This is a genomic window from Jeotgalicoccus saudimassiliensis, assembly GCF_000756715.1.
In the GTDB taxonomy this organism is placed as follows: Bacteria; Bacillota; Bacilli; order Staphylococcales; family Salinicoccaceae; genus Jeotgalicoccus; species Jeotgalicoccus saudimassiliensis.
Genome location: NZ_CCSE01000001.1, coordinates 1,362,193 through 1,376,448, shown reverse-complemented (window position 1 = coordinate 1,376,448; position 14,256 = coordinate 1,362,193). Strand labels below are relative to the sequence as shown.

The following is a 14,256-nucleotide window of genomic DNA, read 5'->3' as shown; positions in this document are numbered from 1 at the left end:
GTGGAAATATGAACAGGAAGAAGTTGAGAAAGGACTACTTCGATAAAGAGCTGGCAAAGCGTTATGCTTCGGACATCAGTGAAGTATATCCAGATTTTGACAGTGAAAGCTTTATCGATGATGCAGCAATTGAAATCGAAGGCAGGCGTATGTCTGAACGTATCGCCGTATTTGCAGGGAAGCTTAAACAATATTTACCGGATGACTATGTTGAGGCGACTGCGATTCTGACTGCCGTGCTTGGTCAGGAAAATGAACAATTTTATTTTCCTTTTGAAAAAACACATTACTACAGAGCGATTGCAAAGTTTATAGAAGTATATGGACGTGAGGATTTTGAACAGTCGATGAAAGCGATAGAAGAAGTAACGAAACGGGATACTGCGGAGTTCGCCATCCGTCCGTTTATAGAAAATGATTACGATAAAGTGGAAAAGGTTTTTAAAAGATGGGGACAGAGTGATAATGCACATTTAAGAAGACTTGTAACAGAAGGAACGAGACCGCGGCTGCCGTGGGCAAAAAAGCTGGATTTTTTAAGAAACGATGTCTGTGAGAACTTCAGACTGCTGCAGCCTTTTCTTAATGATCCGTCGAGATATGTGGAAAAGTCAGTCGCAAACCATCTGAATGATATATCGAAGTACTATCCAGAAGAAGTCGTTTCATTTTTAAATGAGAATATTAATGAAACATCTTTGTTTATCGTAAAAAGAGCGCTCAGAACACTTAAGAAACAAGAACACAGCGATGCGCTTGAACTGCTTGAAACGTTAAAATAATATATTTCATTTTTTAATCATCCTTTAACTATTGATTAACTGTCCATTAGTCCGGTGTGGATATACTTTAAGTAACAAATAAAACAAACCGCACAAATCGGGCGGCAATATAAATGGAGGATGACTGAAATGAAATTAAGCAAAAACATTTTATTCGGCGGTGTACTGGCATCAGCGTTAGTATTGGGTGCATGTGGAGCGAACGCAAGTGCAGATGATATGGAATGGGAAACTGAAGCAGCAGCCGGGAGCGGAGACACTGACCCGGTAGACAATATTGCACTCAAAGATGCATTTAAAGATAATAAGTCTGCTGAAGCAATCGAAATTGCTCATGAGAACTTCGATGGTATTTTAGAAGGTATCAGCTACGAAGAAGACGACGGTGTATATTACTACGAAGTTAAGTTCGAAAACAGTACAAATGAATACGAAGTGAAGCTGAACGCAGATGATCTGACTGTTATTGACGAAGAAAATGATAACGAAAACGATGAACGCGGATTCAAGCGTCTTGAAGCAGCGCAGAATGACAAAATCATTTCTCTGACCGCAGCGAAAGAAGCGGCAGAGGCAGCTGCTGAAGGCGAAGCAGATGAATGGGATTATGATGTAGATGATTTTAAATACGAATTTGAAATCGGCGAATTCGAAGTAACAATCAATGCGAAAACAGGTGATGTAACTGAGATTGATGACTAGTGACAGACGCCCCCGAGGGGCGTTGTTTTTATCATGCTTAAAAACAGTTTAAAGTGTACTGCATGATATAATTACAATAACAACTTATATTGTGAGGCGATATCATGGAGAAAATACTGATCGTCGAAGACGATGAAAAAATTGCACGTGTGATTCAGCTTGAACTGGAATTTGAAGAATATGAAACAGATATTGCGTATACAGGCAAAGAGGCACTTGAGAAATATGAGACCGGCGGCTATTCACTGATTCTGCTGGATGTGATGATTCCTGAACTGAACGGACTGGAAGTGCTCAGGAGAATCAGACAGAAAGACGCCGGCATTAAAATAATTATGCTGACAGCAAGAGATGCTGTGATGGACAAAGTCAGCGGACTCGACTCAGGTGCCAATGATTACATGACGAAGCCGTTTGAAGTTGAAGAGCTGCTCGCAAGAATCCGCGTGCACCTGAAATCTGCTGAAAAAAGCGAAGTGAAATCGGAAGTGATAGAACACCGCCACCTCGAAATCAGACCGCTTGCAAGGGAAGTTTACAGTAACGGTGAAGCGGTGTACTTAACACAAAAAGAATACGATGTGCTTCTTTATCTTATCAATAACAAAAATCAGGCGCTGTCCCGCGATCAGATTATTGATGCAGTGTGGGGATATGACTATTTCGGCGATACGAATACGGTGGATGTCTACGTGCGCTATATACGTAAGAAACTGGATACAGACAAACCATCACTAATCTCCAGTGTTCGCGGCATTGGTTATATTATTAAGGATTAAATTATGAAACTTGGAACAAAAATACAGCTGTACACGACAGTAATGATTGCCATTGCTGTTATGCTGACCAATTGTTTAATTTACTTTGCCTATAAACATTATTCGCTGGAAGCGGAAGCGGGACAGCTTGAAAACCGCGGCAACAATATAATTACAGAAATTCAAAAAGCAACAGAGAGCGGTATCAGCGGTGAAACCGTGCTCCAGTATTTTTCGCTGTCGGACGGTTATATAACGATGATAGGTGAAGATGAAAACCATATCGTCAGAATCGCGACTGATGAAAGCTATCTCGAATTATCGAAGCCTTACCGGACATCGAAGTTTACGGATAATGTCACACTGAACGATGAACATTTTGTTATGGTGTCCCTGCCTGTTATTTGGCAGGACGGCAATGTCCACAGTCTTCAGATTTACGAGAATGTGAACTTCCTGTACGAGACATACAATTTATTAAAATGGATATTAATCATTTCAACTCTCGTGCTTCTGACTCTTGTGTTTGTGCTGAATCAGATCATTACAAATCTGATTACCAGCCCGATTAAGAGTCTTGTGGAGAGAATGAATGATAAAGAAAACATACGGCGCTACAAAACACTGCCTGACAATAAATCAGATGCGTATGAGCTGAAAATGCTCACGGGTGCATACAACGATATGATGCTGACGTTAAAAGTGCACGATGATAACCAGCAGGCATTTATTATGAATGCCTCCCATGAATTAAAAACGCCTCTGACGGTAATCAGTTCATATGCACGGATGCTGGAGCGCTTCGGTAAAACGCGTGAAGATCTGCTGGATGAAGGAATAACGGCGATATCAGAAGAAACGACACGGATGAAATATCTGACAGAACAGTTTCTCAGTTTTACGAAAGTAACGCATAGCGATACAGGCGGGGAAATGGAGTACATTCCTGTCGTGAAGCTGATTGAGAGTGTTGTATATCGTCTTGAAAAAGTATTTAAGCGGAATATTAATATCGATGCATCCGGTCGGAATCCGCACATTTATGTGCATCCTCCGGCATTTGAGCAGCTGCTGCGTATTTTTCTCGACAACGCCCACAAGTACAGCAGCGATGATATAGATGTGGCAGTGGATGAAACGGCTCACGCGGTCCTGATTAAAATTACGGATTACGGTATTGGAATACCGGAAGAGGATTTAGGAGATATATTCACCCGCTTTTATCGTGTGGATAAAGCCCGTACGAGAAAAACGGGCGGTTCCGGTCTCGGTTTATCAATAGCAAAACAGCTGGCGGACAATAACGATATTAAAATATCTGTCAGCAGTAAAGTGGATGAAGGAACGACATTCACATTAATAATTAAAAAGGAGGCTGACAATGGCGAAGCGGAGTAAGTTTCTGATCGCGCTCGCAGGACTCATCGCCGGAATAGTTGTCGGTGTATCATGGGTCACGTTCAATCAGCAGGATTATATATCAGAAGATGAAGCACGTGCTGTCGTAACAGAACGTTACGGCGGTTCTGTGGAATCAGTATCACTCTCGGATGATGATCGTTATTTCATTATCAATTTAAAAGGGAAATCAGCGACGCACAGCATTACTGTAGATCGTGAAGATTCCAGTGTCGACGGTATAAAAACTGTCGCAGAGCATAAAGAAACCAAAAAACCTGCTGATGATACAAAAGAAGATGAGCAGGCTGAAAAAGAGAAAAAAGCAGCAGCCGAACAGGAGAAAAAGAAGCAGGAAGAACAGCAGGCTGAACAAGATAAAGAACCCGAAAAACCGGAGGGAAATACGAAGCTGACAGTTGAAGATGCTGTAGAAATCGCTGCATCTGAAGTCGGGGGAGTGAATGTTTACTCGACATGGAGCGGCAACGGCGAGACGCGTGAATATTATATACTGCAGCTTGTGAACGGTGAAGATGAAGGAGCACTGATTGATATTAACGGTATAACCGGACAGGTCAACAAAGTCATCTGGCTGGAAATCGATGACGACTATTCAAACATTGAGCAGCTGGTCTACGAAGCGACAACATATGCAAGTATGTATGACGGGAGATACATCGAATACGACGATGATTACTTCGAAGACTAGGCGGATACATTGACACTGTACGATATACGTTATATAATTTTATGGATTTCAAGCCCCTGAGGAGTAATATCATGACGAGAATGGAAGAAAGTCTGAAAGCATTTGTCGGTATTAAAAGAACAAATGATATTTTGGAAAAAGTAGTAAAGAACGATGCACAGCAGTATGGACTGAATATTAGCGAGTTTGCAGTTATGGAGCTTTTGTTTAACAAAGGCCCCCAGCCGATTAACCGCATTCAGGAACGGATATTGATTGCAAATTCAAGTACGACTTATATACTGGATAAATTACAGCAGAAAGGCTATATTATCCGGAAACGTGATGAGAATGACAGACGCAGTATGAAAGCAGCATTGACCGAAGAAGGAGAAAGTCTGATTGCAAAGATTTTCCCGCCTCACAGCGAACTTCTTGCCGGGTTGTTTACCGCATTAAGTGACGAAGAGCTGAGTGCTTTCAGGGAAATGCTTAAAAAAATTAGCGCGAGTGCGCACAACAGCTAACAAAAAATATGGGGTTTATTAAGCAGTGCACAGATGTGTACTGCTTTTTTTATATTTCAAACTGTTCTATAGTAAGAATAATATTAAAAAGAAAGAAAGTGTAATTATGCTGGAGCGATTGGAAAAGAGCGATTTTGAACAGCTGTATGCGTTGATAGACGAATCATTTCCACCGGCGGAAATAAGAAATTTTAAAGGTCAGCAGAAGCTGCTTGATGAGCCGGGGTATAATGTATATGTACTGCAGAAAAATGGTGAAATACTGGCATTCATAGCAGAGTGGGAAAATGAGAAATACCGCTTTGTCGAGCATCTTGCAGTTAATGATAAATACCGTTCCCGGGGTCTCGGTTCAAAAATACTGAAAGAATACAATGCAAGGAGCAGTAAACCTGTAGTACTGGAAGTGGAACCGCCGGAAGATGACATACAGGTACGCCGTGTAAAATTTTATGAAAGAAATGGATATCATCTGTCCGGCTTCAGCTATCCGCAGCCGGTTATTAACGAAGGACATGAACAGGTGCAGCTCGTATTAATGACTTATCCAAAACTATTGGATAACAGCATTCTCAAAGAGGTAAAAGCATGGCTGGATCAGACTGTATATAAATCTGATTAAGATTTTAACTGGGGGATGGAAATGGATTTTATAGAACGGGGAACTAAAAGTTACAGACAGACAGCACTTGCTTTTTTCGCCGCAGGATTTAATACATTTGCGATTCTTTATGTAGTGCAGCCGATCTTACCTGACTTAACTGCCTTTTACGGAGTGACACCGACTGCTGCGAGTTTATCGCTGTCGGTGACGACCTTCACGCTCGCAGTCAGCATGCTGGTGTTCGGTTCAATTTCAGAAGCGGTCGGAAGGAAAAATATAATGCTCGTATCGATGCTGTCGGCGTCGATACTTTGTATACTTACTGCATTCAGTCCGACTTACGGTACACTGATTGCAATGCGGGCACTGCAGGGTGTAGCACTTGCCGGTTTGCCGTCCATTGCGATGGCGTATCTCGGTGAAGAGATTCATCCGAGGAGCCTTCCCGGAGCGATGGGACTGTATATAAGTGGAAATGCACTCGGAGCAGTATTCGGACGTGTGTTTTCAGGGGTGGCTGCCGGATTGTGGGGATGGCAGAACGGACTCATCGGGGTCGGTATTGTCAGTCTGATTGCAACGCTTATTTTCTGGTACGCATTATCGCCGTCGAGGCATTTCGTAAAACAGGATTTTAATGTTAAAGAACTGCTGAAGTCACTGACGGAACATTTGAAAAATCCACTCTTAATTATATTGTTTGTCATGGGCTTCCTGCTGCTCGGGACGAACGTCTCTTTATACAACTATGTGTCATTCGTACTGATAGAAGATTATAATATCAGCCAGACGATTGTCAGCTGGGTATATCTTATATTTCTCGTCGGTGTATTGAGTTCGATGTTTTCAGGCAGTCTCGTGTACAGATATGGTAAGGTAACAATGCTTTATGCAGGTATTATTACAGGGATATCAGGACTTATTATCGTACTGCTGCCGTCGGTATGGATGATTGTCGCAGGGCTTGTTCTGTTTACATTCGGTTTCTTTATCGCGCATTCACTGACGAGCGGGTGGGTGGGCAATATTGCACACAGCAATAAAGCACAGGCCTCATCACTGTACCTGTTTTTCTATTACACGGGTTCAAGTGTCGGCGGTACGCTGGCAGGAGTGTTCTGGATGCAGGGCGGATGGATTGGTGTGTCCATGTTAAATATCGGATTCCTCGTATTATGTTTAACATTGTTTATGATGTTCTTATATTTACTGAAGAGAAGAATATGGCATTTCAAATAAAAAAACGCCCCGAAGGGCGTTTTATTTTATGCGAAATATCCTTTAATTGATTTTACTTCGAGAAATTCTTCGAGTCCGTAGTCTCCCCATTCGCGGCCGATACCTGATTGTTTATAACCGCCGAACGGCAGCGTGTTTGGACCACCGCAGTCGTTAATAATAATCGTACCTGCTTCGATTGAACGTGCCACGTGCTGAAGTTTTTCCTTATCTTTACCGACTACGTAACCTGCAAGGCCGTAAACAGTATCATTGGCAATGCGGATGGCATCTTCAAGATCTTCATAAGTGATAACGCTCATCACAGGACCAAAAATTTCTTCCCGGGCAATTGTCATGCTGTTGTCCACATCGGTAAAGATGGTCGGTTTGACGAAGTAGCCTGTGTCAAGACCGTCCGGTTTTCCGGTGCCCCCGTGATACAGTGTTGCGCCTTCTGCCTGCCCTTGTTCTATATAGCTCTGTACTCTGTCGAATTGTGTTTTGCTGATCAGCGGACCGACTTCGATACCGTCTTCCCTCGGGTTGCCGACTTTCACTTTGCTGATTGCTTCTTTCAGTTTTTGAATGAATTCATCTTTTAGTTCCGCGGGAATCAGCGTGCGTGTACCGGCAGTACACACCTGACCTGTATTTCTGACAACTCTGTTTACAGCAGAGGCAGCAGCCTCATCGAGGTCTGCATCATCGAGTACGATAAATGGCGATTTACCGCCAAGTTCAAGTGCAACTTTTTTAAAGTCTGCTGCTGATTTTTCCATAATGCTTTGACCGGCACGGCCAGACCCTGTAAATGACATCATGCGGACATCCGGGTGTTCGCTTAACGGTACACCGACATTTTCACCGTCGCCGTTAACGAGGTTGAAGTATCCTTTCGGCACACCTGCTGCTTCGAAAATCTCTGCCAGAATACATGCCGTTACCGGTGTTTCTTCGCTTGGTTTTAATACGACCGGAGACCCCGCAGCGAATGCAGCTGAAATTTTCAGTGCTGTCTGGTTTGTCGGGAAGTTCCACGGTGTAATTAACCCTGCAACACCGATACTCTCTTTGACAATCAGCGCATCATCGCGCTGTTCTTCAAATTCAAATGAATCCAAAGTTTCTGCGGCAGTTCGGAAGTGGTTTAATCCCGCTGTATAATGTGCATTTTCCGATACGGACAGCGGAGAACCCAGTTCATTTGTAATAGTATCAATCAAATCATCTTTACGTTTCTCATATTCATCTGCAATGCGTTCGAGCATTTCTTTCCGCTCCTTAACAGGAGTCCGTCGGAAGTCCAGATAGACATTATGAGCCGCTTTGACCGCTTTATCGACATCTTCTGCATTACCGTCGGCAACAGTGGCGAATACTTCCTCTGTCGTCGGATTAATTACATCTATAGTTTCACTGCTCGTGCTGTTTACCCATTCACCGTTTATAAATTGTTTATTATAGTTAACCAAATTGAGTCCCTCCAGAGTATACGTATATTTATTCTTACAGCCGTTTTCTGATACAAAAGGACGTAAGAAAAAACCTGAAGACTGCTTCTTCAGGTTCACTGATTATTTACGGAATGTTTCAAGGAAGCTCAGCGTGTTCAGGCCGAACAGCTGGAGCGCATTTTTACTGCCTTCATAACCGTGTCCTGCTTTCAGGTGTTTTAAAATTGCCACACCGAGTACTGCATTAATCATAAATGTCCCTATTCGGGTAAACGTTTTGCCTAAGAATGACAGAAACAGGAAGATTGAACCGACTGCTTCAAAGTAACCTGCAACTTTCATCTGATCATCGTTCACATTAAATTCCGACTCGAATTCCTCACCCATGTTTCCGTCGGCTTTAATTTTATCGAGACCGCCTTCAATCACTTTCGATCCCACGTATAAATTCACAAGATATTTTAACATTATGCCGCCTCCTGAAAAATATTTAAAAACTGCGTAATTATTAATGTTTTCCCCATTTTATCACAGTGTTAAACATAAAATACCGGAATTTAAAATTGACTAAAAAAATCTGGTGTGGTAACTTAATTGCATTGTATCTTCATGAAAGGCTTTTCATATTATCCATTATAGATAAAAATTTGGGGGTTTTGACAATTGACGAGCTGATAGGAATTGGTCTGCTGTTACTTATTTTAGTATTCTTTACATTATTTACACACTTTGCACCGTACGGTTCAAAAGTGATGGGCGCCTTCGCAGGTGCTGCAATTGCTACATATTTAGTAGAAGCACTGAACACATTTGTCATAGGAGACCTTTTCAACATAGAATTTTTCCAGACGGCGGGATCAGTTGCAGGGGCGCTGGATGGAACGATCGTAGTAATGCTTGTATGTCTTGCTATGAAAGTTAATCCTGTTAACTCTGCAATATTAGCGGCAGGTTTCGGGGACATGGGTCTTATCCCGGGGTTATTTGCAGCATACATTGTTTCATTTGGTGTGCTGTGGCTGCAGCGTGTCATTCCGAAAGGACTGGACTTTATCGTCGTTATCCTGATTGCGCTGCCTGTCATCAGACTGATGGGTCTCATGATTACACCCATGATTGATAATTCGCTGCTTGAAATTGGAACAATTATTCAAACTGCTACGGATACCAGTCCGCTGCTGATGGGCTTAATGCTCGGCGGAATCGTGACAGTAGTAGGTATTTCACCGTTAAGTTCAATGGCATTAACGGCACTTCTCGGTTTAACAGGTATACCGATGGCAGTTGCGGCATTATCTGCATTTGCATCTTCACCGGCAAGTGCATGGCTATTTTATAAACTTAAAATCGGTGACTTAAAATCGATTATATCTGTAGCAATTGAACCATTATCGAAAGCGGATCTCATTACCGCAAACCCTCTGCCGATGTATGTTACAAACTTTGTCGGGGGCGGATTGTCCGGGATGGTTATCGCAATGTCCGGTATGGTCAATGATGCACCGGGTACGGCAGCACCGGTACCGGGCCTTCTGGTAATGTTCGGTTATAACCCGGCAGGACAGGTAGTTATGTATGCCGCGATTTGTGCCGCAATTTCACTTGGTGCAGCAATACTTGGTTCATATGTATTCAGAAACACTAAAATTTATAACAGTGATGTACTTAAGGACTAGCTGTAAAAAAACAAGCACAGGGCAGGCGCCCTGTGCTTTTTCGTGTTTGAAAAATTCGCAATATTATATTCACTCAATGCAAATTTTTATACAGAATTTGAAAGTATTGTGACAGATTTATCGAACTAAAGTATTAAAGGGTAAATGGTGTTATATTGAGAATGTATATACAGATATTATAAAAGGAGTGACTGTCACAATGACAGACAAAAAAGAACCAGAGGCAAAAGGTTATAAACCGCTCTGGATTATTACAGCTTTTATCGTTTTAATTATTATTAACTTTTTACCGGCGCCTGATGCACTCAGTGTTGTCGGCTTAAGAGCATTGTCAGTATTGGCATTTGCAGTAATTATGTGGGTCACGGAGGCAGTTAAGTATCCGGTGTCTGCAGTAATGATTGTCGGTCTGCTTATTGTCCTGCTCGGACTTTCTCCGGTACCGGGGAATGAAATTGGAACAGCACTCGGTGTACCGGAAGGTACAGATCAATTCGGAACGAAGAATGCATTATCACTGGCATTCGCAGGGTTCTCAAGTTCTGCACTGGCATTAGTTGCAGCGGCATTATTCCTTGCAAGTGCGATGCAGATTACCAATCTGCACAAACGTCTTGCACTTTATGTTCTCCGTATCGTCGGTAATAAAACAAACATGATTGTACTTGGAACAATCCTCGTGTCAATTTTACTGGCGTTTTTTGTACCTTCGGCAACAGCAAGAGCAGGAGCTGTCATTCCAATCCTGATCGGTATGGTGGCGGCATTCGGTATGTCGAGAGACAGCCGTCTTGCAACACTGTTAATTATTACTGCGGTTCAGGCAGTATCTATTTGGAACGTCGGTATTAAAACTGCAGCAGCACAAAATCTCGTCGCTGTAGGATTTATTAATGAGGCAATGGGAGAAGACGTATCGTGGATTCAATGGTTTATCTACGCAGCGCCGTTCTCAATTATTATGAGTATCCTGCTGTACTTTGTGATGACACGTTTCTTTAAATCGGAAACTGATGAAATCAGCGGCGGACGCGAATTGATTGATAACGAACTCGCGGAACTCGGGCCAATTAAAGCTGTGGAATGGCGTTTAATTTCAATTGCAACACTATTGCTTTTATTCTGGGCGACGGAAGGCATTCTGCATCCGTTTGATTCATCATCAATCACATTAATTGCACTGGCAGTAATGTTAGCGCCTAAAGTTGGTGTGTTCACATGGAAAGAAGTTGAAGGCACGATTAACTGGGGAACGATCATCGTGTTCGCAATCGGTATTTCACTCGGAACAGTACTCCTGAGAACAGGTGCAGCACAATGGCTGTCGGATGTGACATTTGGTGCTATGGGGCTCGATGCATTCCCGCTCGTTGGAGTTATTGCACTCGTGTCGGTCTTTAACATTCTGATTCACCTCGGGTTTGCGAGTGCGACATCGCTCGCATCAGCATTAATTCCGGTATTTATCGCGCTGACAACGACACTGAATATGGGTGATTCATCACTTGGATTCGTACTCGTGCAGCAATTTGTAATCTGTTTTGGATTCCTGCTGCCTGTAAGTGCACCGCAGAATATGCTTGCTTACGGTACAGGAACATTTACTGTAAACGATCTTCTGAAATCGGGTATTTTCCTGACAGTCGGCGGTTATATACTGATTATTATTATGTCGGCAACGTACTGGCAGTGGCTCGGCTTACTGTAAATTTTATAGATTGGGAAGAAAAAAGGACAGCTGTTTTCAGCTGTCCTTTTTGTATTTAAATAACTGCGGCAATATAAAATGTAATAATCGATAATAATACAGATGTGATTACAAGAGCATAAAGAGGTTTCAATGCTTTTTCCCTGATGGATTGAAGCGGGACGCTCAAGCCCAGTCCGACCATCGCCATCACCATTAAGAGTGTGGTGAGCTGATCGATGGCGCTGCTCAAGCCGGCAGGAATCGTTATGAATGTATTGATTACCGCAACAAGTACGAAGAAAAACAGGAAGTATGGAACATCGACTTTACCTTCTGCTTTTCTGTCCTGTTTACGGGAAACGAAGTACATAATCATGAAACTGACCGGAATTAATAAGAATACCCTGCTCAGTTTTGCAAGAAGTGCCATCGCCATGCCGTCATCACCGGCACTGCCCCCGGCCAGCACCACCTGTGCGATTTCATGAAGACTTAAACCGCTCCATATACCGTATGTAACATCATTCATGCCAAACAGCGGGCCGATAAAAGTATAGCTCAGCGCGAACACTGTGCCGACAACGGAAATTAGCCCGATGCTGATCGCAGTATCTTCTTCTTTGGCTTTAGTAATTGAACTGACTGCAGAAATTGCCGCAGCACCGCAAATTCCGGTACCTGCCGCCATTAAAAACATAATAGATGAATTTGTTTTAAAGTACTTGTTTAATAAATGCATCATCGCGAAACTGAAAAGAATCACGCCGGTACCCAGTAAAATCATTACCCATCCGTCGTTTAAAATAAGCTGCAGGTTAAGCTTGAAACCGTAAAGTACAATGGCGAAACGCAGCAGTTTTTTTGCAGAAAAGGTAATGCCTGTCCGCAGTGGTTCAGGATAGCCGAGAGTCTGTCTGTAGATGACGCCGATAAGGAGTGCGACCGCCAGAGCACCGACACTCGATAAGACTGGGAGCATGGTAAGCAGTATACTGAGCAGCGCAATAATTAATGTGAAAAGAATACCTGAAATAAATGGTCTGTTTAAATATTTATTTGTCATAATGTGCACCTCGTTTAATTAATCTTAGCATTTAATGAGGTTATGGGGAATTGTGAAAAACTTATAACACTAAATACTCAATGTAAAATGAATTTTCACATTATTGTAAGCGATATTATGGTAAGATAACTGGTAAGAAAGTAAAAATTTTGAAAGGGGAATAATTTTTATGAAGAAGAATTATTGGTTTTTGCTGTTGCTTTCTGCAGTAATGCTGGTTTTAGCAGCATGTGGCGGAGATTCTGCGGATGACGAAGGAAGCGAAGAAAGTTCGGGAGATTCAGCAGGCGGAGATGACTGGATTGAAAATGTTACTTTGCTGACAGGCGGTGAAGCGGGAGTATACTTCCCTCTCGGGGTAGCAATGGCTGACATTATCGATTCTTCATTTGATAATGTAAGCGCAACTGGTGTGTCTTCAGGTGCATCGGTATCAAACGCCGAACAGTTAAACAATGGTGAAGCACAGCTTGCACTTGTTCAGAACGATATTGCATTTTACGGTGCTGAAGGCAGCAATATGTTCAGTGAACCGCTTGAAAATTACAGCGGTGTATTCACAATTTATCCTGAAACAATTCAACTGGTAACTTTAGCTGATTCTGGTATAGATTCAGTGGCTGACCTTGAAGGTAAGCGTGTTGCCATCGGTGACATGGGATCGGGTACAGAAGCAAACGCAACTCAGATTATCGAAGCACACGGTATGACGGTTGACGATGTGGATGCACAATACTTAGACTTCTCGGATGCATCAACGAACCTGCAGGACGGCAACGTTGATGCCGCATTCGTAACTGCCGGAACTCCAACTGGTGCAATTCAGGAGTTAAGCGCAAGTGCAGATGTTAAAATTGTAAGCTTTGATGAAGATGCAATGAATCAGCTGATGGAAGAGTACACTTACTATACTCAGGTGGATATTCCTGCAGATGCTTACGATAACTTTGACAGTTCAGCTTCTACAGTTGCCGTACAGGCAATGCTGATTGCTTCAAATGATATCCCTGAAGATCAGATGTATGAAATGACAAAAGCAATTTTTGAAAACCTGGATTCAATGGCTAACGCTCATGTGCGCGGTGAAGAGCTGACACTTGATACTGCAGAAGACGGTATGTCGATTGACCTGCACCCTGGTGTACAGCGTTACTACGACGAGCAGTGATTAAATGAGTGAAAATAATTATAAAAAGGCATTGCATATACGCAATGCCTTTTTATCCCTTACAGGTCTGTTTATTGTGCTGGAAGCAGTGCTGATACTTCAAATTAACAAGCCGGCAAAGCTTGTTATTGAAAATATGAGTACTGATGAACAGTTGTTTATCCAGGAAGTTGAATACGGTGAACGATTTGAAGTGAATTATATTCATTCAGTTGAGCGTTCCCCGGTGAGTGAAGTGTTTGAAGTGCGGAGTGACGGTATATACACGATGGAAAGTCACACGGAATCCTTTGGAGCGGGTATGCCTTATGAAGGTGATGATGTTGAAATAAGGAATGGAACATTCATTATTAAAAACATTAATCGCAAAGTTCACGGCGGCACACTGAGAATCAGACCATCGTCGGTTTTCCCGCATCATATTGTTATAGGGGATAACGATATTGTGATTTCTGACGCACCATACAAAGGAAACAATCTGGAAGTAAAATTAATTAAAAGTTATTTTAGAGGTGATTAACC

Annotated in this window: 15 protein-coding genes; 12 read left to right on the top strand and 3 right to left on the bottom strand. The window is 42.5% G+C overall.

Features of this window, described 5'->3' with window-relative positions; genetic code table 11:
• The first annotated feature begins 8 nt into the window (after positions 1-8).
• The 8 genes from RZ44_RS06800 to RZ44_RS06765 all read left to right on the top strand — a co-directional run bounded on the left by RZ44_RS06800 (position 9) and on the right by RZ44_RS06765 (position 6,701).
• On the top strand, positions 9-782 hold the full coding sequence (locus RZ44_RS06800; protein ID WP_035809795.1) for a DNA alkylation repair protein: 774 nt from the start codon (positions 9-11) through the stop codon (positions 780-782).
• Between the two features lie 129 nt (positions 783-911).
• Positions 912-1,484, top strand: coding sequence for a PepSY domain-containing protein (locus tag RZ44_RS06795; RefSeq protein ID WP_035809794.1), 573 nt, complete (start codon positions 912-914; stop codon positions 1,482-1,484).
• Positions 1,485-1,588: 104 nt separating this feature from the next.
• Positions 1,589-2,263, top strand: coding sequence for a response regulator transcription factor (locus tag RZ44_RS06790; RefSeq protein ID WP_035809793.1), 675 nt, complete (start codon positions 1,589-1,591; stop codon positions 2,261-2,263).
• Between the two features lie 3 nt (positions 2,264-2,266).
• The gene (locus RZ44_RS06785) at positions 2,267-3,640 is read left to right on the top strand and encodes a sensor histidine kinase (RefSeq protein WP_035809791.1); all 1,374 of its coding nucleotides are present in this window, start codon (positions 2,267-2,269) and stop codon (positions 3,638-3,640) included.
• Positions 3,624-4,352: a PepSY domain-containing protein gene (locus tag RZ44_RS06780; protein WP_035809790.1), complete on the top strand. Its 729-nt coding sequence runs from the start codon at positions 3,624-3,626 to the stop codon at positions 4,350-4,352. Before RZ44_RS06785 ends, RZ44_RS06780 begins: the two co-directional genes overlap by 17 nt.
• Positions 4,353-4,423: 71 nt before the next feature.
• Complete coding sequence (locus RZ44_RS06775; RefSeq protein ID WP_035809789.1) at positions 4,424-4,858, top strand: MarR family winged helix-turn-helix transcriptional regulator; 435 nt, start codon at positions 4,424-4,426, stop codon at positions 4,856-4,858.
• A gap of 106 nt (positions 4,859-4,964) precedes the next feature.
• Positions 4,965-5,480 (top strand): GNAT family N-acetyltransferase, encoded by a 516-nt coding sequence (locus tag RZ44_RS06770; RefSeq protein WP_035811625.1) that lies wholly within the window; start codon positions 4,965-4,967, stop codon positions 5,478-5,480.
• Positions 5,481-5,501: 21 nt separating this feature from the next.
• Positions 5,502-6,701, top strand: a complete 1,200-nt coding sequence (locus RZ44_RS06765) for an MFS transporter (RefSeq protein WP_035809788.1) — start codon at positions 5,502-5,504, stop codon at positions 6,699-6,701.
• A gap of 26 nt (positions 6,702-6,727) precedes the next feature.
• On the opposite strand, the gene RZ44_RS06760 is transcribed toward RZ44_RS06765, so the two are convergent.
• Positions 6,728-8,155, bottom strand: a complete 1,428-nt coding sequence (locus RZ44_RS06760; protein WP_035809787.1) for an aldehyde dehydrogenase family protein — start codon at positions 8,153-8,155, stop codon at positions 6,728-6,730.
• A gap of 102 nt (positions 8,156-8,257) precedes the next feature.
• Positions 8,258-8,605, bottom strand: a complete 348-nt coding sequence (locus RZ44_RS06755; protein WP_081962368.1) for a hypothetical protein — start codon at positions 8,603-8,605, stop codon at positions 8,258-8,260.
• 194 nt (positions 8,606-8,799) lie between these two features.
• On the opposite strand from RZ44_RS06755, the gene RZ44_RS06750 reads away from it, so the two are divergent.
• A complete protein-coding gene (locus tag RZ44_RS06750) occupies positions 8,800-9,813 on the top strand; it encodes a PTS sugar transporter subunit IIC (protein WP_035811623.1) in 1,014 nt (337 codons plus the stop codon).
• A 199-nt stretch (positions 9,814-10,012) separates the two neighbouring features.
• The gene (locus RZ44_RS06745) at positions 10,013-11,521 is read left to right on the top strand and encodes an SLC13 family permease (protein ID WP_035809784.1); all 1,509 of its coding nucleotides are present in this window, start codon (positions 10,013-10,015) and stop codon (positions 11,519-11,521) included.
• A 55-nt stretch (positions 11,522-11,576) separates the two neighbouring features.
• On the opposite strand, the gene RZ44_RS06740 is transcribed toward RZ44_RS06745, so the two are convergent.
• Positions 11,577-12,566: a YeiH family protein gene (locus tag RZ44_RS06740; RefSeq protein WP_035809783.1), complete on the bottom strand. Its 990-nt coding sequence runs from the start codon at positions 12,564-12,566 to the stop codon at positions 11,577-11,579.
• Positions 12,567-12,735: 169 nt separating this feature from the next.
• Between RZ44_RS06740 and RZ44_RS06735 the strand changes: the two genes are divergently transcribed.
• Both RZ44_RS06735 and RZ44_RS06730 read left to right on the top strand, forming a co-directional pair.
• The gene (locus RZ44_RS06735; protein ID WP_035809781.1) at positions 12,736-13,734 is read left to right on the top strand and encodes a TAXI family TRAP transporter solute-binding subunit; all 999 of its coding nucleotides are present in this window, start codon (positions 12,736-12,738) and stop codon (positions 13,732-13,734) included.
• Between the two features lie 4 nt (positions 13,735-13,738).
• Positions 13,739-14,254, top strand: a complete 516-nt coding sequence (locus RZ44_RS06730; protein WP_035809779.1) for a DUF1850 domain-containing protein — start codon at positions 13,739-13,741, stop codon at positions 14,252-14,254.
• Positions 14,255-14,256: the final 2 nt, after the last annotated feature.